The organism is Rhodococcus sp. NPDC060084 (assembly GCF_042730335.1).
Classification (GTDB): domain Bacteria; phylum Actinomycetota; class Actinomycetes; order Mycobacteriales; family Mycobacteriaceae; genus Rhodococcus.
Genome location: NZ_JBHWWX010000060.1, coordinates 1 through 16,100, shown reverse-complemented (window position 1 = coordinate 16,100; position 16,100 = coordinate 1). Strand labels below are relative to the sequence as shown.

Annotated in this window: 18 protein-coding genes; 7 read left to right on the top strand and 11 right to left on the bottom strand. The window is 66.3% G+C overall.

Translation table 11 applies throughout. The features are described 5' to 3' along the window. Positions 1-93: 93 nt before the first annotated feature. Together ACFWBU_RS20350 and ACFWBU_RS20345 are read right to left on the bottom strand one after the other, a co-directional pair. Positions 94-846, bottom strand: a complete 753-nt coding sequence (locus ACFWBU_RS20350) for an SDR family NAD(P)-dependent oxidoreductase (protein ID WP_378529084.1) — start codon at positions 844-846, stop codon at positions 94-96. Further along, positions 843-1,610 (bottom strand): SDR family NAD(P)-dependent oxidoreductase, encoded by a 768-nt coding sequence (locus ACFWBU_RS20345; RefSeq protein ID WP_169622002.1) that lies wholly within the window; start codon positions 1,608-1,610, stop codon positions 843-845. The genes ACFWBU_RS20350 and ACFWBU_RS20345 overlap by 4 nt, the downstream gene beginning before the upstream one ends. 53 nt (positions 1,611-1,663) lie before the next feature. Here ACFWBU_RS20345 and ACFWBU_RS20340 point away from each other — a divergent pair, with 53 nt between their 5' ends. Genes ACFWBU_RS20340 through meaB form a run of 3 tightly spaced genes read left to right on the top strand, consistent with a single transcriptional unit; the run spans position 1,664 to position 5,137 of the window. Beyond that, entirely contained in the window at positions 1,664-3,100 is a 1,437-nt protein-coding gene (locus tag ACFWBU_RS20340; protein WP_378529083.1) for a class I adenylate-forming enzyme family protein, read from the top strand. Then, complete coding sequence (locus ACFWBU_RS20335) at positions 3,093-4,232, top strand: thiolase family protein (protein WP_169622004.1); 1,140 nt, start codon at positions 3,093-3,095, stop codon at positions 4,230-4,232. The genes ACFWBU_RS20340 and ACFWBU_RS20335 overlap by 8 nt, the downstream gene beginning before the upstream one ends. Continuing rightward, a complete protein-coding gene (gene meaB / locus ACFWBU_RS20330; protein ID WP_378529082.1) occupies positions 4,229-5,137 on the top strand; it encodes a methylmalonyl Co-A mutase-associated GTPase MeaB in 909 nt (302 codons plus the stop codon). The genes ACFWBU_RS20335 and meaB overlap by 4 nt, the downstream gene beginning before the upstream one ends. Here meaB and ACFWBU_RS20325 read toward each other — a convergent pair. The 3 genes from ACFWBU_RS20325 to ACFWBU_RS20315 all read right to left on the bottom strand — a co-directional run bounded on the left by ACFWBU_RS20325 (position 5,130) and on the right by ACFWBU_RS20315 (position 7,791). Then, complete coding sequence (locus tag ACFWBU_RS20325; protein ID WP_378529081.1) at positions 5,130-5,255, bottom strand: hypothetical protein; 126 nt, start codon at positions 5,253-5,255, stop codon at positions 5,130-5,132. The genes meaB and ACFWBU_RS20325 overlap by 8 nt on opposite strands. A 1,023-nt stretch (positions 5,256-6,278) precedes the next feature. Continuing rightward, complete coding sequence (locus ACFWBU_RS20320; protein ID WP_378529080.1) at positions 6,279-7,097, bottom strand: acyl-CoA thioesterase; 819 nt, start codon at positions 7,095-7,097, stop codon at positions 6,279-6,281. Positions 7,098-7,143: 46 nt separating this feature from the next. Beyond that, positions 7,144-7,791, bottom strand: coding sequence for a TetR/AcrR family transcriptional regulator (locus ACFWBU_RS20315; RefSeq protein ID WP_378529079.1), 648 nt, complete (start codon positions 7,789-7,791; stop codon positions 7,144-7,146). A 180-nt stretch (positions 7,792-7,971) separates the two neighbouring features. On the opposite strand from ACFWBU_RS20315, the gene ACFWBU_RS20310 reads away from it, so the two are divergent. Genes ACFWBU_RS20310 through ACFWBU_RS20300 form a run of 3 tightly spaced genes read left to right on the top strand, consistent with a single transcriptional unit; the run spans position 7,972 to position 10,919 of the window. Next, positions 7,972-8,967, top strand: a complete 996-nt coding sequence (locus ACFWBU_RS20310; protein WP_169622007.1) for an acyl-CoA dehydrogenase family protein — start codon at positions 7,972-7,974, stop codon at positions 8,965-8,967. After that, a complete protein-coding gene (locus ACFWBU_RS20305) occupies positions 8,951-10,126 on the top strand; it encodes an acyl-CoA dehydrogenase family protein (RefSeq protein WP_169651552.1) in 1,176 nt (391 codons plus the stop codon). The genes ACFWBU_RS20310 and ACFWBU_RS20305 overlap by 17 nt, the downstream gene beginning before the upstream one ends. Positions 10,127-10,136: 10 nt before the next feature. Then, positions 10,137-10,919 (top strand): enoyl-CoA hydratase, encoded by a 783-nt coding sequence (locus ACFWBU_RS20300; protein WP_169622009.1) that lies wholly within the window; start codon positions 10,137-10,139, stop codon positions 10,917-10,919. 60 nt (positions 10,920-10,979) lie between these two features. Here the strand turns inward: ACFWBU_RS20300 and ACFWBU_RS20295 are convergent, their stop codons facing one another. After that, positions 10,980-11,747 carry an SDR family NAD(P)-dependent oxidoreductase gene (locus ACFWBU_RS20295; RefSeq protein WP_169622010.1) on the bottom strand — a complete coding sequence of 256 codons (768 nt, stop codon included), beginning with the start codon at positions 11,745-11,747 and terminating at the stop codon, positions 10,980-10,982. An 83-nt stretch (positions 11,748-11,830) separates the two neighbouring features. Between ACFWBU_RS20295 and ACFWBU_RS20290 the strand changes: the two genes are divergently transcribed. Continuing rightward, complete coding sequence (locus ACFWBU_RS20290) at positions 11,831-12,262, top strand: nuclear transport factor 2 family protein (RefSeq protein ID WP_169622011.1); 432 nt, start codon at positions 11,831-11,833, stop codon at positions 12,260-12,262. 32 nt (positions 12,263-12,294) lie between these two features. On the opposite strand, the gene ACFWBU_RS20285 is transcribed toward ACFWBU_RS20290, so the two are convergent. The 5 genes from ACFWBU_RS20285 to ACFWBU_RS20265 form a co-directional block, all read right to left on the bottom strand. Beyond that, on the bottom strand, positions 12,295-13,113 hold the full coding sequence (locus tag ACFWBU_RS20285; protein ID WP_169651550.1) for an acyl-CoA dehydrogenase family protein: 819 nt from the start codon (positions 13,111-13,113) through the stop codon (positions 12,295-12,297). Further along, the gene (locus ACFWBU_RS20280; RefSeq protein WP_378529077.1) at positions 13,110-14,198 is read right to left on the bottom strand and encodes an acyl-CoA dehydrogenase family protein; all 1,089 of its coding nucleotides are present in this window, start codon (positions 14,196-14,198) and stop codon (positions 13,110-13,112) included. Before ACFWBU_RS20280 ends, ACFWBU_RS20285 begins: the two co-directional genes overlap by 4 nt. Continuing rightward, positions 14,195-14,611 (bottom strand): nuclear transport factor 2 family protein, encoded by a 417-nt coding sequence (locus ACFWBU_RS20275; protein WP_169622014.1) that lies wholly within the window; start codon positions 14,609-14,611, stop codon positions 14,195-14,197. The genes ACFWBU_RS20280 and ACFWBU_RS20275 overlap by 4 nt, the downstream gene beginning before the upstream one ends. After that, positions 14,598-15,809 (bottom strand): amidohydrolase family protein, encoded by a 1,212-nt coding sequence (locus ACFWBU_RS20270; protein ID WP_169622015.1) that lies wholly within the window; start codon positions 15,807-15,809, stop codon positions 14,598-14,600. The genes ACFWBU_RS20275 and ACFWBU_RS20270 overlap by 14 nt, the downstream gene beginning before the upstream one ends. Positions 15,810-15,813: 4 nt before the next feature. Next, the coding region (locus ACFWBU_RS20265; protein ID WP_378529076.1) for a hypothetical protein at positions 15,814-16,100 on the bottom strand (287 nt) is incomplete at its 5' end.

Sequence of the window (16,100 nt, the reverse complement as noted above, 5' to 3'; positions counted from 1 at the left end):
CGGTCATCCTGTGGATGACCGGGACCTTCGTCGTGGTGGATCGGTGGTGCTACGGAGCCGGCACCGGTGGCCGGACCGCTGTCGTTGCGAGAGTTACCGGCGTTGCGGGATCAGCACTTCGGACTGGGAAATCGTGCCCGAGATACCCGTCGAGTCCTGCGCTGCCAGAAGGACTGCGGCAGCGCCCATCGTCTCGGGTGGCTCCACCATTTCCGGCGGGATCGTCCGTCCGCCACCGCCGGCTGTCCATCCTTCGGTGAGGACGACGCGCGACGGTGCCAGGCAGTTGACCGCGATATTGTCTGCCTTCAGGTCGGCCGCGAGGCCGGTGTAGAGGCGTTCGACACCTGCCTTCGACACCCAGTATGCGTTGGCACCGCGATCGGTCATGGTGACGCCGTTCGTTGTCACCGCGATCATGGATCCTCCCCCGCGGGCGCGCAGGTGCGGGATCGCCGCCTTCGTCACCGTGAACACGCCCGTGAGGTTGACGTCCAGGCACAATTGCCACCGCTTCGCGGGCGTCGATTCGATCGGCCCCATCCACAGCACGCCGGCGTTCGCGACGAGGATGTCGAGCCCGCCGAATGTCTCGACGGTCGCGGTGATCGCCTCGTCGACCGACTGTTCGTCGGTGACATCGCACGGAACGGGAATCGCACGTCCGCCGGCGTGTGTGATCCGTTCGGCGACCGAGTGGATCGTGCCCGGGAGCTTGCCTTCTCGTTCCGACCGTGCGCCAACCGCGACCGTGGCGCCTGCGTCGGCGAGTGCCACGGCGATCGCCGCGCCGATCCCCCGGCTCGCGCCGGCGACGAATGCGACCTTCCCGTCGAGCCGGCTCACTTCGGCGGGAACCTCAGGGCGCCGTCGAGACGGATGACCTCACCGTTGAGGTAGTCGTTCTCGACGATCGATGCGACCAGCGTCGCGTATTCGTTCGGACGTCCCATGCGCTTGGGGTGCGGCACCTGCGGGCCCCAGTACGCCTCGAGCTGATCGCCGGCCTTGCCGTACGCCGGAGTGAGGATGGTTCCGGGCGCGATGGTGTTCACCCGGATCCCCAGCGGAGAAAGGTCACGCGCGGCGACGAGGGTCATGCCGATGACCCCGCCCTTGGCTGCTGCGTAGGGAAGCTGGCCGATCTGGCCTTCGTATCCGGCGATCGACGCGGTGTTGATGATGACGCCGCGGCTGCCTTCCTCGTCGAACGGATCCTGCTGGGCGATCGCAGCGGCGGCGAGACGCATGACGTTGAAGGTCGAGGTCAGGTACGACTGGATCGTCTTCGTGAAGGCCTCGAGCGGCATCGCGCTGCCGTCCTTGCCGACGAGACGGCCACCGCCGGCGGGTCCGCCGTGGCAGTCCACCGAGATGCGGAGCGGTGCCAGCGACTGGGCCTCTGCGATTGCGGCCGAGACCGAATCCTCGTCACCGGCATCGGTGCTGACGTAACGAACTCCCAGTTCCTGCTCGAGTTCTTTGCCTTTTTCGTCGTTGACGTCGGCGATGACGACCTTGGCGCCGGCTGCGTGGAGACGACGAACGGTGGCCTGACCGAGCCCACCCGTACCGCCGACGACGATCGCGGAGCTACCTTCTACCTGCATCTCGATTTCCCTTCTTGCAACTGCGGCTCTGCACCTGTGAGAATAATGTTCTCATGAACCTAAGCATGATTCTAGAAATGGCCGCAAGCAACGGCGATCGGGCGGTGGCGACCGTCGGCGATCGCACGCTGACGGCCGCGCGCCTCGACACTCTGGCACGCCGCGCTGCCGTCGGCTTCCGGAATCATCCGGCGGTCCTGTATTCGGGAGCAAACCATCTCGCGTACCCCGTCGCCCTCTTCGGCGCGGCTCTGGCCGGTGTGCCGTTCGTCCCCCTCAACTATCGGCTCGGGGTGCAGCAACTCACCGCACTGAAGGATCGGCACCCGGGGGCACTCGTCCTCGACGAGGCCGACCTGGACGCGCTCACCGACGACGCGCTCGGCGAGGTCGACACGTCCGACCTGGAAGGTCAGTGGGACGGTGACGCGGTCGCGGCCATCATCTACACGAGTGGCACGACATCGGATCCGAAGCCCGCAATCCTGCGGCACCGCCATCTGCTGGCATACGTTCTCAACACGATGGAGTTCGCCTCGGCCGCCGAGACCGACGCGTCGCTCGTGTCGGTCCCGCCGTACCACATCGCGGGACTGACCAACCTCCTGTCGAACTTCTACACGGGTCGCAGGGTGGTGTACCTCGCCGCCTTCGACCCGAAGGTGTGGCTCGACACCGTCCGTCGCGAGCAGGTCACCCACGCCATGCTCGTGCCGACCATGCTCGCGCGCATCGTCGCCGAACTCGGCGACGACGAGGCGGCCACGCCCTCGCTCGCCAGCCTTGCCTACGGCGGGTCCCGGACGCCGCGTCCGGTCCTCGAACATGCGTTGCGGGTGTTCCCGCACACGGGATTCGTCAATGCCTACGGGCTCACCGAGACCGCGTCGTCGATCGCGGTGCTCGGCCCCGACGACCACCGGGTGGCCTTCGCTTCCGACGATCCCGCAGCCCGCGAACGGCTCGGCTCCGTCGGACGTCCGCTGCCCGGCATCGAGATCGAGATCCGCACCGAAGACGGAGAGCGGGTGGAACCGGGTCACAGCGGCCTGATCTACGTTCGCGGGGAGCAGATCTCCGGTGAATACGGCAACCGGAGCGTCCTCGACGGTGAGGGCTGGTTCTCCACCCGCGACCTCGGGCACCTCGACAGCGACGGCTACCTCTTCGTGGAGGGCCGGTCCGACGACACCATCATCCGGGGCGGCGAGAACATCGCCCCCGCCGAGATCGAGGACGTGCTGCTCGCTCATCCCGGGGTCACCGAAGCTGCCGTCATCGGTGTCTCCGACGCGGAATGGGGTCAGCGCCTCGTCGCCGTACTCGTCGGCTCCGCGGACCCCGAAGAAGTCCGCCAATGGGTCAAGGACCGGCTGCGCTCGTCCAAGACACCGGACACGATTGTGTTCCGCGACGAGCTTCCGAAGACCGAAACAGGAAAACTTTTGCGCCGCAACCTACTCGCCGAACTGGAGAACACCCATGCCTGAAGCCGTCATAGTCTCTGCACTGCGTACCCCGATCGGTACCGCCATGAAGGGCACTCTTCGTGACACCACCGCATTCGAGCTCGCCCATCACGTGGTGTCGGCCACCGCGGAGGACCTCGACAAGAGCCTCATCGACGACGTGATCCTCGGTGAAGGCCTGTACGGCGGCGGCGTGATCGCGCGTCATGCAGCGCTCACCTCCGGGCTCGTCTCCGTACCCGGTTTGTCCCACAACCGGCACTGCGCGGCGGGCCTCGCCGCGGTGCAGACCGCCGCGGCAGGGATTCGTGCCGGCATGGACCAGCTCGTGATCGCCGGAGGCGTGAACTCCGCCTCCACCTCTCCGCGGTCGATGGTCCGGCAGGGTGACGAGTGGGTGCCGTGGATGTCGCCCACCCACCCCGACCAGCCCGACGCGCCCAACCGCGACATGTCCATCACCGTCGGCTGGAATGCCGCGGTCAAGGCAGGCGTGACCCGGGAAGAGATGGACGCCTGGGCGTTCCGGTCCCATCAGATGGCACTGCGGGCGATCGACGAGGGACGGTTCAAGGAAGAGATCGTTCCCATCGAGACGCCGCACGGCCTGTTCTCCGTCGACGAGCATCCCCGCCGCGACACCAGCCTCGAGAAGCTCGCCTCGCTGAAGGTGCTGCACCCCGAGATCGAGGGCTTCGGCATCACCGCGGGCAACTCCAGTGGCGGTAACGACGCCGCGGCGGCACTCGCCATCGCCAGCAGCGACCTCGGCCTGCCGGCGCTCGGCACCGTGCGCGCTTGGGCCTCGGTCGGTGTCGATCCGGCCATCACCGGTCTCGCACCCGTCGAAGCGATCCCGAAGGCGCTCGCCCGCGCCGGACTGTCCATCGCCGACGTCGACCTCTTCGAGATCAACGAAGCATTCGCCGCGCAGTGCGTCGCATGCATCAAGCTGCTCGACCTGGACCCCGAGAAGGTCAACACGAGCGGCAGCGGTTGCTCGCTCGGCCATCCCGTCGCGGCAACCGGTGCCCGGATGCTGGTCACGCTCGTCCACGAGTTGCGCCGTCGCGGCGGCGGCATCGGTGTCGCGGCGATGTGTGCGGGCGGAGGTATGGGATCGGCCACCGTCATCGAGGTGCCTGCGCCTTGAGTGGTTCCGGCACAGCGAACATCGCCGATCTGCTCACTGCGGCGCGCGGAGGATCTCCGCGCGCCGCAGGGCGGCTGCTGAGTCTGGTCGAGAGCCCGCGTCGCAACGAGGTGCTCGAGGCTCTGGGGCCGGCCACCACTCGGGTGGTCGGTGTCACCGGCCCACCCGGGGCAGGCAAGTCCACCACTGTCGGTGCGATGGTCGCCGGGTACCGGGCGCGCGGGCTGCGGGTCGCGGTCCTGGCGGTGGACCCGTCGTCGCCGTACAGCGGCGGCGCCCTTCTCGGTGACCGCATCAGGATGGCCGAGCACGTCCACGACCGTGACGTGCTCATCCGTTCCGTGGCCTCGCGTGGGCATCTCGGTGGGCTCGCGGCTGCGGTGCCGGCTGCGATCCGCCTGCTCGCCGCCTTGGCCTACGACGTGATCGTGCTCGAGACAGTGGGCGTCGGCCAATCGGAGATCGAGATCGCCTCGGTCGCCGATCCCACGTTGGTGATACTCAATCCCGGTGGTGGAGACACCGTTCAGGCCGCGAAGGCAGGATTGCTCGAAGTCGCCGACCTTCTCGTGGTCAACAAGGCCGATCGGGAAGGCGCGGATCAGACCGTCCGGGATCTCCGGACCGAGGCGAAGGTACCGATCCTCAAGCTGGTCGCCTCCACCGGAGCAGGGATCCCGGAGTTGCTCGACGCCATCGAGGCGCACCAGCGCGCCGACACCCCGGAACGACGGAGTGCGCGCGCCCGGGCCCAGATCCTCTCGCTTGCCCACACACTGCTCCGCACACATCCGGGGCTCGGGGACCTGGCGGATTCGGTCGCGGACGGCAGCAGTGACGCGTACGCGGCCGCCGAACAGTTGATCTTCGGCGCCGGTGCCGTCTCCCGTGGACCGGTCAGCTGAACTCGGGAACGATCAGGGGCAAGTCGACGGTGGTCCGGATGCCGGGCGCCGCCGCACACACCGCGGGAATCGCGTTCACCGCGCGGTTGGCCGTGTACGACGGCGACACCTCGCTCATCCGCTCGAGCGGGACCGGGAACCGCATCTCGATGTCGAGGGGGGGCGTCGCCGTCGACCGAGATGTGCCACCCGGTGGAATGAAGATCCCAGTCCGCATCGAAATCGTCGGTGCAGTACCAGGTGGGGCGGAACCGCATGAGTTCTCGGCCGTCCTTCATGCCCGACACGGTGATTCTCTGGGCGGCGACGGTCCCCGCTTCGATCGTTCCTGCCGCGATGGTCACCGAGTGCCGGGCGACCGCCACCTCGCCGGACGCTTCGACCGAGTCGAGAGAAACTCCGAGTGCGTCGGCCAGTGCCAGTGCGGAGAGGGACGGACCGAAGTTGGACTGTACGTGGGCGAGGCGGGCGTCCGCGAAGTCTCCGGCCGGACCACCGAAACCCATGACTTCGAACAGGATTCCGGGCGAATTACGTTGTGACAGGTCGGCGTACTCGTCGATGGCCAGGTGCTCGAGACGGCGCTGAATGGACGCGAGGACGAGCGGCACGGCTTCGGTGATGAAACCCGGACTGCTCCCGGTGCTGTGGATCGATGTGCCGCCGAGCGTGCACGCTTCCTCGACGGCAGCACGCAGCGCCGGATCCATGGTCCTCGGATGATGGAACTCCCCACGTGTGGTGACGACGTGCGTTCCCGACGCGAGGATCCGGCAGACTTCGTCGAGATCGAATCTCAACGGCATGTACAGGACGCAATCGGCACCCAGGGCCAGGATGTCGTCGATCTTCCTGGTGGCACGCACGCCCACCGTGTCGCGTCCGCACAACTCCCCGGCGTCACGTCCGGCCTTGTCGTCGCTGTGGACGTACACGCCCGCGAGGGTGAGCGCCGGATGATCGATCACCGCCCGGAGGGCACGTGTGCCGATGTTTCCGGTTGCCCATTGAACCACCCGCAGGGGACGGGTGTTCTCCCCGTCCGGAGCGACTGCGGTGCCGATCGGCCCGGACACGGGAGACTCTTCCACTTCACACCTCGTTCTCGACGGGTATCACGCGAAAAGGGTTGCAACGAGACCTATCCGGGAAGACGAACGAGAGCTTCCTGCGCGTACGAGGCGACGAGGCTGCCGCCTTCGGTGAGCACGTCGCCACGGCCGAAGCAGCGACCGTGGGTCAGTACGGGACTGTGCTGGCGCAGCAACAGCCATTCGTCGCTGCGGAAGGGGCGGTGGAACCAGAGGTTGTGCGAGGTGACCGCCGAGGTGAACTTCGTTCCGTTGCCGGTGTGATCGAAGCCTTCGATGCCGAGCAGAGCGGTACCGATGAGATTGAGGTCGGTCGCGTACGCGGTGAGCGCGGGCGCGAAAAGAGAGTCGACTTCCGGTGTGCGCATCCACATCTCGAACTCCGGGGCGGACACGCCGGAATCTGCGAGATCCGTCGTCGTGCGGGTCTCCCACGGGATCAGCGAGTATTCGGTACGGGTGTCGGCCGGCAGGACTCCGGGCACGGCATCGGCGGTCTGGAGGTCGGGGCCTTCTTCGTGCGTGTGCATGGACACCGACGCGGTCGCGAGAACGCCGCGGGACTGCCGTGCGACCGCTGTCAGAGTCGCGAAGGAACGACCTTCGTGCTGCCGGGTGACCTCGTATCGCACGGGCTCGTCCGCACGACCTTCACGCGCGAACACCGCGTGCAGCGATTTGATGCTCTTTTCGGGGCAGGAGAGTTGCGCGGCGCGGACGAACTGCCCGAGAAGTTGCCCCCCGAACAACCGGTGGTACTCCAGTTGCAGGTTGGCACCGTCGAAGAGCGCGACCTCGTTTCGGTCGTCGTCCGAGGGGCATGCGCGTAGGTCGAGGCAGGCGAGGAGATCGTTCCAGAGCTCGGGCACACGCCGAGTGTAAGCGAACTGCTCAGCTTTGAGAATACCGTTCTCGTCAGCGGGCAGCGAATCCTTCGGAGCAGAAGGTCCAGACTTCTTCGGCGGTGATCGCGCGCGCCGTGTCGTCGCCACCGCTGGACTGTGCGATGAACATCACGGTCTGCATCGTCATGGCAGCCATGCGCTTCGGGTTGGCGCCCTCGCGCATCTTGCCGGCGGCCGCGACCTTTTCCATGAGCTCGGTGAACAGTGCAAGCATCGCCGCGTGCGCGACCTTGACCTCGGCCGGATGCGTGAGCAGCAGCTGAGGAGCGAAATCGGTGAACAGGGGACGCTGTGCAGTCGGGTCCGGGCGCGACGACTCGAAAAGCAATTCGACGGCGACGCGAAGCTGGTCGAGGGGGTCGTCCTCACCCGCCGCAGCGGCGCGGATCTGGTCGGCCGAGCGACCGAGCGCGTCCTCGAACAGCGCGAGCAGAAGCTCGTGCTTCCCGTCGAACTGCAGGTAGAAGCTGCGGAGCGACTGCTTCGACCGGTCGACGACTTCCTGGACGGTGAAGTCGGTGCTTCCCTTTTCGGTGATGATCGCCTGTGCTGCGTCGAGGAAACGCTGTACGCGCTGCTCGGCGCGCAGCTTCGCGGTCCGGATCGACCGCTCGACTGCCCGCTGCTTCCAGGCCGGCTCTTCGCTCGGGCCGGTCACCGCTGGGACTGCGCTTCGTCACGTGGGGTGGACATAGGAGCACTGTACCGGAGGGTAGGGACACTTCGGGGTAGCAACAGTACCCTCCGGACGCGAACATGAGACTCTTACTATCTTCATAAGAGAATGTTATTCTCACTCCAATTGTGCATTGCAGCACTGGCAAGGAGGCATGCCGGAATGCTCTTCGAGTTCGACTCCGATCAGCAGTTGTGGCAGAAAACCGTCCGTGAAGTGACGGCGAAGGAATGTCCACCCACTCTCGTACGTGCCGTGGTCGACAGCGGTGCCGATCCGGCACCCCTGTGGAAGACGTACGTGGGGATGGGATGGACCGAACTCGCCGATCCCGAGTCGGCGGTCGAACTCGCCATCGTCATCGAGGAACTCGGACGGGCAACCGACCCCACTCCGTTCCTGGCGACGACGACACAGTTCGCCCCGCTCGCGGGGGTGACCGGACCCGATCGTGCAGGGGCCGCGGTCTACGAGGGTGTGAAGGCCTACCGCGACTCGACAGGCTGGGTCCTCCACGGAACAGCGCTGCGTGTGCTCGACGGTGACAGGGCCGAGCAACTCGCCGTCGTGACCGAGGCCGGCGTCTTCACCGTCGACGCCGACAAGGTTGCGGCGAGACGCAGTCCGGTCTTCGATCCGGTTCTCCACGTCGCGGATCTGTCGTTCGACGGTGTGCGGGTCGAGGGCGAACCCCGGACCGGGATCGATGTCGAGGGAGCGCGCCATATCGCGCTCACCGGTCTCGCACTGTCCACAGTCGGTGCGTGCCAACGCGTTCTGGACCTCGCGCTCGACCACGTGCGCAACCGTCAGCAGTTCGGTGTGCCGATCGGGTCGTTCCAGGCGGTCAAGCACCGGGCGACCGACATGCACGTCGCAATCCAGCGTGCCCGGGCACTGGCGTACTTCGCGGCGCTCACCGTCGCCGAGAACGATCCCCGCCGCAGGCTGGCTGCCTCCATGGCGAAAGCGGCTGCGGGGGAATGCCAATCGCTCGTCTTCCGCAGTGGCCTCCAGCTGTTCGGTGCGATGGGCTTCACCTGGGAGAACGACCTTCAGTTCGCGCTCAAGCGCGCTCGCGCAGCCGAGCACATGCTCGGGTCCGCGTCGGAGCACCGGGCGCTGATCGCCGAGGAGTACCGTGCAACTTTCGTTTGATTCCGATGTCGAGGAGTTCCGCGCCGAATTCGTCGCGTTCCTCGAAGACAACCTTCCCGACGAGTCGGAGGCCGCCGAGCGCGCCCACTCGAGTGCCGACGTACCGGAGTGGGCTCGACGGTGGCAGCGCACCCAGTTCGACCACGGATGGCTGCTGCCGGCCAACCCACCGGAATTCGGTGGCCGGAACGCGACGATTCTGCAGCAGTACGTGCACCTCGAAGAGTTGTCGAAGCGGCGGATCTATCACAGCTTCAACCCTCAGGGCCTCGGGATCATCGCGGCGTCCCTGCTGTCGTTCGGGTCGGAAGAGCAGAAGAAGAACTGGGCGATTCCCATCCTGCGCGCCGAGATCACCGCGGCCCTCGGTATGAGCGAACCCGGCGCCGGATCCGACCTCGCCTCGCTGCGTACCCGTGCCGTGCTCGACGGTGACCACTTCGTCGTCAACGGACAGAAGGTATGGACCTCCGGTGCGCACGACGCCGACGTCCTGCTGACGTTCGTGCGCACCGACCCGGATGCGCCGAAGCACAAGGGCATCAGCGTTCTGCTGATCCCGACCGACACCCCGGGTGTCGTGCGGCGCCCGTTCCCCTCGATCGCGGACGGCGACGATCGGGACTTCAACGAGGTGTTCTTCACCGACGTCCGGGTGCCCGCGGAAAACCTCATCGGAGAGCTGAACGGCGGCTGGAAGGTCGCCAACGGTTCGCTCGGCCACGAGCGGACGCTGCTGTGGCTCAGCTTCTCGGATCGGCTGCAGGACCTCGTCGAGGATTTCCGCCCGCAGACGGTGCTCGATCGCGACCGGTTCGCCAGTCTCGTCATGGACCATCAGGCACTGAAACTTCTCGGTTCGGCTGCGCTGGTGCGTGAATCGCGCGGCAACCAGGATGTACCGGCATTGTCGGTACTCAAGCTGCTCGGTTCCGAAGCGGTGCAGAACGGTGCCGAGTACGCGCTCGACGCCGCCGGTGCGGAAGGGCTCGTCCATCCCGCCACCACGTCGGCGTACGTGCCGTGGAATCTCGACAACTTCTCGTCCAGCTGGTTCGAACGTTTCGTCCGGAGTTTCGCCGGCACCATCGCGGGCGGCACGTCGGAAATTCAGAGGAACATCATCGCCGAGCGGGTGCTCGGCCTTCCCCGTGGATGAGGAGCCCGACATGTACATCCTGTACGAGGTCGAGGACAAGATCGCGACGATCACGCTCAACCGGCCCGACGCCGCGAACGCCCAGAATGCTGCTCTTCTCGACGAACTCGACGAAGCATGGCGGAAGGCCGGCGACGATCCCGAGGTGTCGGTGATCGTCCTCCGAGCGGAGGGCAAGCACTTCTCGGCGGGCCACGACATGCGTGGTGGGGGCCCCGTCCCCGACAAGATCACGCTCGAGATGATCTATTCGACCGAGTCCCGCCGGTACCTCGAATACTCGATGCGGTGGCGGAACATTCCCAAGCCGTCCATCGCCGCCGTCCAGGGCAGGTGTATCGCGGGTGGCCTGCTGCTGTGCTGGCCGTGCGATCTCATCGTCGCGTCGGAGGACGCTTCGTTCTCCGACCCGGTCGTGATGATGGGCATCGGCGGTGTCGAATACCACGGCCACACCTGGGAACTCGGCCCGCGCAAGGCCAAGGAGATTCTGTTCACCGGCCGCCCGGTGACCGCGGACGAGGCGGAGAAGACCGGCATGGTCAACAAAGTCGTGCCCCGGGATCGTCTCGATGCCGAGGTTCGCGAACTCGCCGAGCAGATCGCTCAGATGCCGCCGTTCGGTCTGCGGCAGGCGAAGCGGGCTGTCAATCAGACGCTGGACGTGCAGGGCTTCTACGCAGCCATCCAGTCGGTGTTCGACATCCACCAGACCGGGCACGGAAACGCGCTCAGTGTCGGTGGCTGGCCGGTGCTGATGAAACTCGACGAGATGAAGCAGAACATCAAGTAGAGCGCACGCCCGAAGGGCGCCCCTCCGATGCGGAGGGGCGCCCTTTCGTCGTGGTCGTGGTCAGACCTTGCGGGTGACGCCGCCGTCCACCCGGATGATCGCTCCGGTGGTGAAACTGGACGCGTCACTGGCGAGATGCAGTGCGAGCGGGGCGATCTCCTCCGGCCGGCCCATGCGACGCAGCGGGACGAACGGTGCGTCCTCGTCCTCGGCCGGCGCCCACGCCTTCGACAGATCGGTGCGGAACGGTCCGGGCAGGATCGCGTTGACCCGCACCTTCGGGGCATATGCCTCTGCGAGGCCGACGGTCAGCGCGTTGAGACCGGCCTTCGCGCACGCGTAGGGCAGTTCCCGCACGCTGGCGACCAGCGACCCTGCGGTACCGACATTGATGATCGACCCACCGTCGTGATCGGCCATGTACGCCCCGGCCCGAACGGCGAGGCGGAACGGGCCTTTCAGGTTGACCCCGAATGTCTTGTCGTAGAGGTCTTCGGTGATGGACTCGAGGTCCTCGTACAACGGGGACATGCCGGCGTTGTTGATGAGGATGTCGAGCCGCCCGAAATGCTCGAGAGTGGTGTCGACGAGGTCGTTACAGTCGTCCCAGCGGCCGACGTGGCAGGCGACGGGCAGGGGCTTTCTTCCCGTGGTCTCCGCGATTTCCTCGGCGGCGGTGACACAGTTGTCCAGTTTGCGGGAGGCGATGACGACGTCGGCGCCGGCTTCGGCGAGGATCTGGGCGATGGCCCTGCCGATCCCGCGCGAACCACCTGTGACGACAGCGGTTTTCCCGCTCAGATCATGAAGAGAATCGAGTTGTGACATGACACGATCATGCCCGAAAAAGCCGCCCTAGGAAAGCGTGTTCTCATCTGACAGAATCGAATTCCGGACTTGAGGAGGCCCCAATGACGCCGCAGGAATTGTGCGACAAGCACGAAATCGCAGAACTGATCTACCGTTATGCCACGTCTGTCGATACGAAGGACTGGGAGCGTATGGCCTCGGTCTTCACCGAGGACGCATATCTCGACTACAGCTCCGTGGGATATCCGCCCGGATCGCGGGACGACGTACTCGCGCTCTTGCAGAAGGCGCTCGATCAGTTACCGATGACGCAGCACTTCGTCACCAACATCGAGGTCGACCTCGACGGTGACAGGGCACGGGTGCGCGCGATGTTCTACAACCCCATGCGGCTTCCCGGCATGAGTGAATTGACCTACTGCGGAGGGAATTACCACCACGAGGTCATCCGGACCGACGACGGATGGAAGAGTTGCCGGCTCACCGAGGAAAGCCTGTGGTTCTCCAACCATCCCGATCCGGCCAAGGCATGATCCCTCGCCGGACCGGGATGCAGGTCGGTGTTTCAGAGGTTGACGAGACGGGGCGCTGACCCACCGGCACGGATGATGGCACCGGCCTCCCGGGTCAGCTCCCGGGAACTGCCGAGCATGCCGTCGAGCACGAGCGCGCGCCGGATATGCCGGTGCAGGTCGTGCTCGGCGGTGAATCCGATACCGCCCAGGACCTGCTGGCAATGACGCGCGGTGAGGATCGCGGCCCGGCCGGCCGCAGCTTTCGCGAGCAGTGAGCCCAGGTCGTCGGTGGCCGCATGCAGCGTGGCCTCGGCGCCCTCGATGGCGACGAAGGTTTCCGCGAGCCGATGCCGCACCGCCTGGAAACCCGCGATGGGCTTGCCGAACTGGGTGCGGTCGAGTGCATGGGTACGGGCCAGGTCCAGCATCGCTCGGCTCGTACCGACCAGCCACCAGCCGAGCGCCCGTCGCCCGGCGGACACCGGTATCGAGCTTCCGGACTCCACCACGGCGACAGGAAGTTCGGCGTCGAGAGCCTCGGTGTCCCGGTCGTGACGGGACCACTCGATCCACCGGTTACCGGTGTAGGGCAACGGCACGGTGGTACCGATGCCGGAGCCTGCCTCGGCGAGTACGACATCGTTGACGACGGGTGCATGCGCACCCGTCTCCCCGAGTAGCCCGAATACGAGAGGTATCGCCACTTCCGGCATCTCGGCGAGCATTTCCGGCCAGCCGAGTTCCACGAGTGCCGCATCGAGCGCGGCACCGGTGGTGGTCTCCATGGTCTTCCGCAGCGCATCAGCCAGGAGACCCAGTTCGGGATCCAGCGCCGCCGCATTCGGCCGGGCGGTCTTGTACGTCGTCATTCGGTCCCCAATCCGAGCAGCCGTCGCGCGATGATGTTCCGCTGGATTTCGGCGGTACCGCCGTAGATGGTCGCTGCGCGCGAATACAGGAATTCGGTGCGCCACTCCCCGTCCGACAGTTCGATCACACCGGGAAGAAGGTCGCGGGCGGTGTCGAACAACTGCTGCTCCGCGGTCGCGAGAAGGACCTTGTCGACCGAGGTCTCGGGACCCAGCGGTGCGCCCGACGCGAGGCGTTGCTGCGTCTCGTACGACCGGCTCCGCACGGTGTGCAGCGCGAGATACGCGGCGCCGAGTTCGTCGTCGGACGCCGAGTCCGTCTCCTGGACCAGCCGATCCAGCCGGGTGAACAGGTACGCGATCCGATGCCAGAAGCACGTCGACCGCTCGTGCGGGAGCAGATCCATCGCGAGCTTCCACCCGTCACCGGGGTTGCCGAGCATCCGCTCGGCGGGGACGACGACGTCGCCGAAGTACACCTCCGCGAACTCGTCGACCCCGTGCATGGTCCGCAGCGGACGCACCGTGATCCCGGGGGTATCCATGTCGACGAAGAACGCGGTGATGCCGCCGTGCCCGGGCGCGGTCCGCGTGAGCAGGACACACCGGGAGGAGAACTGCGCGAGACTGGTCCACACCTTCTGGCCGTTGACGACCCACTCGTCGCCGCGCTGTACCGCCCGTGTGGACAGCGACGCGAGGTCGCTCCCGGAGCCCGGCTCCGAGAACCCTTGGCACCACTGTTCCTCGCCGCGGAGCAGTTTCGGAACCATTTCGGCCGCAAGCTCCGGCCGGGCGTACGAGATCATCGTGGGCGCAAGCACTTCGATCATCGAGTAGATACCGGGCTCGGCGAGGTCGCGAGTTGCGACCTCTTCGCCGAGCACTGCCCGCAGCATCGCGTCGCCGCCGAGGCCACCGACCGCCTCGGGCCATCCGTAACGCATCCAGCCGGCGTCGTACAACGCACGCCGGACCCGGCCCAGCTGTTCGACCTGTGCGTCGAACGAATGATCTGGGCCGGGCCGGAGGTCGTTCTCGTCGAGCCAGGCGCGTACTGCGTCCCTGAACTCGGTCACGTTCATGCCGAGGGCCGCTCGAATGCGTGCGGAATGCCCGAATCGTGTGCGCCACTGCGACGCATGAAGGTCATCGCCCGGGTCCGGAGCCGCCACCCGTCCTCGGTGCGGACGTAGGTGTCGTTGTAGTACCCGATCCGCATGTCGTGGGTCGCGTGATCGACGAAGCACAGGGGCTGCGTCCCCGTCGCGGTGTCGCCCTCGAGTTCCACCAGCGCCGTGCCGGTCATGAACAGGCCCTTCGGGGCCGCCGCGACCAGTTCGGGGAACTGGTCGAGGGGGAACGCGTCGCCGAACGCACTGTAGGTGCCGTCGGGGGTGAAGACGGACACGACACCGTCGACGTCGCCCTTGGTCATGTTCACCGCGTAACGCGCGAGAAGCTGATTGATCTCGACCAGGTCGTCAGTTGTTGACATAGACCTTTCCGCCTTTCATCACGAACCGCACGTTCTGGGTGACGGTGATGTCTTCGGTGGGATCGCCGGGAACGGCGATGATGTCGGCGAGCAGGCCCTCGGCGAGACGGCCGCGGTCGTCCACGTCGATGAGTTCGGCCGCATTGATGGTCGCCGCTTGGATGACCGCCAGCGGCGGCATGCCGCGGTCGACGAGTGCGACGAGTTCGTCGGCGTTCTTGCCGTGCGGTATGGCAGGTGCATCGGTGCCGACCGCGATCTTCACGCCGGCCTTGTACGCGGCAAGCACCGAAGTGCGTGCCTTGGGGAACATCTCGGCCGCCTTGGCCTGGAGATCGGCCGGGGCGTGGGAGATGTCCATCGCGTCGGCGAGCCGCGTCGTCGGCACGAGGAACGTGCCGTTCTGCACCATCTGGTCGATCGCGTCGTCGTCGATGAGGAAGCCGTGCTCGATGCAGTCGATACCTGCGGCAACGGCCGCACGGACGGCGTCAGCGCCGTGCGTGTGGGACGCGACCTTGAGTCCACGGCGGTGCGCCTCGTCGACGATGGCGCGGAGTTCTTCGTCGGAATAGTGCTGTGCTCCGGGAAGTCCCGTGTGCGACATGACGCCACCGGAGACGCAGACCTTGATGAGCTGGGCGCCGTGCTTGATCTGGTACCGGACCGCCTTGCGGACTTCGTCGACGCCGTTGGCGATTCCCTCCTCGATCGTCAGCTCGAGGACACCGGGTGCGAACGCGGCGAACATGGTGGGGTCGAGGTGTCCACCGGTGGGAGTGATCGCATGGCCGGCGGGCACGATGCGCGGTCCGTCGACCCAGCCGGCGTCGATCGCCTTGCCCAGTGCCACGTCGAGCAGGTAACCACCCGTTTTCACGAACAGGCCGAGGTTGCGGACGGTGGTGAAACCGGCACGCAGCGTGCGACGCGAGTTACCCACGGCGCGGAGCATGCGCAGCGGCGGATCGTCCTGCACGGTGGAGTAGACGGGCTTCTCGCCGCGGCCACCCATCAGCAGGTTGACTTCCATGTCCATCAATCCCGGCATCAGGATCTGGTCTCCGAGGTCGATGACCTCGCCCTCCGGTTCGCCGCCGACACCGACGATCCGGTCGCCGTCGATGCGCAGGATGCCCGGTCGGATGATCTCGCCGGTGTCTACATCGAGTAGTCCGGCCGCCTTCAGTGTCAGCATGCGCTCACACCACCGGTTCTTTGGTGATGGTGGCCCAGGCGGCGCCGCTGTCGGGGACGCGGGGCTGTTTCCAGACTTCGATGGGGAAGGACACCATGACCAGTGATTGCATCAGGTGCATGAGGCTGCGTGCGTCGTCGGGCAGGTCGTCGAGGTCGAATTTGTCGCAGTAGGTGATGGCGTCTTCCAGGCGTGCGAAGGCGGCGTCGTAGAACTGCTGCATTTCGGGCATGGTCGAGGCGAGGCGTTTGGCGTAGCGCTCGGGTTCGGTGGCCAGGGCCCAGTCGGCGT

Bases quoted from the DNA above. Each gene is read 5' to 3' on its own strand.
- ACFWBU_RS20280 (WP_378529077.1), bottom strand. From the start codon at position 14,198: ATGAACGTGACCGAGTTCAGGGACGCAGTACGCGCCTGGCTCGACGAG.
- ACFWBU_RS20275 (WP_169622014.1), bottom strand. From the start codon at position 14,611: ATGTCAACAACTGACGACCTGGTCGAGATCAATCAGCTTCTCGCGCGT.
- ACFWBU_RS20285 (WP_169651550.1), bottom strand. From the start codon at position 13,113: ATGACGACGTACAAGACCGCCCGGCCGAATGCGGCGGCGCTGGATCCC.
- ACFWBU_RS20340 (WP_378529083.1), top strand. From the start codon at position 1,664: ATGAACCTAAGCATGATTCTAGAAATGGCCGCAAGCAACGGCGATCGG.
- ACFWBU_RS20310 (WP_169622007.1), top strand. From the start codon at position 7,972: ATGCTCTTCGAGTTCGACTCCGATCAGCAGTTGTGGCAGAAAACCGTC.
- ACFWBU_RS20345 (WP_169622002.1), bottom strand. From the start codon at position 1,610: ATGCAGGTAGAAGGTAGCTCCGCGATCGTCGTCGGCGGTACGGGTGGG.
- ACFWBU_RS20290 (WP_169622011.1), top strand. From the start codon at position 11,831: ATGACGCCGCAGGAATTGTGCGACAAGCACGAAATCGCAGAACTGATC.
- ACFWBU_RS20325 (WP_378529081.1), bottom strand. From the start codon at position 5,255: ATGAGCGAGGTGTCGCCGTCGTACACGGCCAACCGCGCGGTGAACGCG.
- ACFWBU_RS20335 (WP_169622004.1), top strand. From the start codon at position 3,093: ATGCCTGAAGCCGTCATAGTCTCTGCACTGCGTACCCCGATCGGTACC.
- ACFWBU_RS20295 (WP_169622010.1), bottom strand. From the start codon at position 11,747: ATGTCACAACTCGATTCTCTTCATGATCTGAGCGGGAAAACCGCTGTC.
- ACFWBU_RS20270 (WP_169622015.1), bottom strand. From the start codon at position 15,809: ATGCTGACACTGAAGGCGGCCGGACTACTCGATGTAGACACCGGCGAG.
- ACFWBU_RS20300 (WP_169622009.1), top strand. From the start codon at position 10,137: ATGTACATCCTGTACGAGGTCGAGGACAAGATCGCGACGATCACGCTC.